Origin of the sequence: Anaerotignum lactatifermentans (assembly GCF_014982935.1) — a bacterium.
Classification (GTDB): domain Bacteria; phylum Bacillota; class Clostridia; order Lachnospirales; family Anaerotignaceae; genus Anaerotignum; species Anaerotignum lactatifermentans.
This window is the reverse complement of record NZ_JADCKK010000152.1, coordinates 1-1,114: the sequence shown is the minus strand read 5'-3', so window position 1 is coordinate 1,114 and position 1,114 is coordinate 1. Positions and strand designations below refer to the sequence as shown.

General features: G+C 73.2%; 2 protein-coding genes. One reads left to right on the top strand and one right to left on the bottom strand.

Annotated elements, in window-relative coordinates; genetic code table 11:
- Positions 1-278: 278 nt before the first annotated feature.
- The gene (locus tag INF29_RS14405) at positions 279-710 is read right to left on the bottom strand and encodes an FtsX-like permease family protein (RefSeq protein WP_207728193.1); all 432 of its coding nucleotides are present in this window, start codon (positions 708-710) and stop codon (positions 279-281) included.
- On the opposite strand from INF29_RS14405, the gene INF29_RS14400 reads away from it, so the two are divergent.
- Positions 670-921 (top strand): ATP-binding cassette domain-containing protein, encoded by a 252-nt coding sequence (locus INF29_RS14400; RefSeq protein WP_193487416.1) that lies wholly within the window; start codon positions 670-672, stop codon positions 919-921. The genes INF29_RS14405 and INF29_RS14400 overlap by 41 nt on opposite strands.
- Positions 922-1,114 lie beyond the last annotated feature (193 nt).

Genomic DNA, 1,114 nt, shown 5'->3' with positions numbered 1-1,114 from the left:
CGGCATGCTCGACCGCGTGTTCGAGGCCTGCGCGAGCCCGGTCAGGGAGCGCGCGGTGTTCGAGGGGGCGGGTCACGGCGCGTGCTCGTATGCCGATCCGGCGCGCTACGCCGCCCTCGTCGGGGGCTTCCTGGACCGGCACCTCTGATCCCGTGCGCCCGTCCGGCCCCGTCCCCTGTGGGTCCGCCGGTGCCGGAGGGGGCGGCGGATCCGTTCGCCCCCGCACCGCCGCGTGACCCCTCGCCCCGCGGCGCCCCGCCCCCTCCGGCGCGCCCGCGCTAGATCGCGTCGTCGCGCAGGGCCTCGACGACGCTCGCGGCGTGGCTGCGCCGCAGCGCGTAGGCCGCGCTCACCGCGATCACCGCGAGCACGATGCCGGCGGCGGCAGCGGTCTCGGCGATCGGGGGCTCCAGCGTGAACGTGGTGAACGAGTACGCCATCGCCCGGGTCAGGAACGCCGCCGCGACGGCCGCGAGCGCGAGGCCGACCGCGAAGCCGCGCAGCGCGTAGCTCGCGCACTCGTAGGCGATCATGCGCCGGAACGCCGATTCATCCATGCCGATGCTCTTGAGCACCGCGAACTCGCGACGGCGCAGGATGAGCGAGTTCGTGAGCGTGTTGAAGACGTTCGCCACGGCGATCAGGCCGCAGATGACGGTGAAGCAGTAGATGAACGTCTGGACCGTTTCGGACATCATGCGGTTCTGCATCGTGCGGGCCCTGCTGGCGCATCCCGCCTACCTCATCTGCGACGAGATGAGCGCCATGCTCGATGCGCTCACACAGGCCCAGGTGTGGCGCGCGATGCTCGAGATCGCGGGGGAGCGGGGGATGGGGCTCGTGGTCGTCTCGCACGACCCGGCGCTCGTCGCGCAGGTGGCGACGCGCGAGGTCGTTCTTCCGCGGTCGCCCCTCGCCTGAGTGCGGCGCGTCGGGGCGGAGCCTCCCTGCGCACCGGGAGGGGCTGGGACTGGACGCACGGCGATCCCTGCCATCGCCGGGGCCGCTTCGCGCACCGGGTGATGCTCTTGAGGCCGTGGGAGCGGGACACGCTCCGACCGGGGCCTCACCGCGCACCGGGAGAGCCTGCGCGCCGTCCCAGAGGCATCGATTC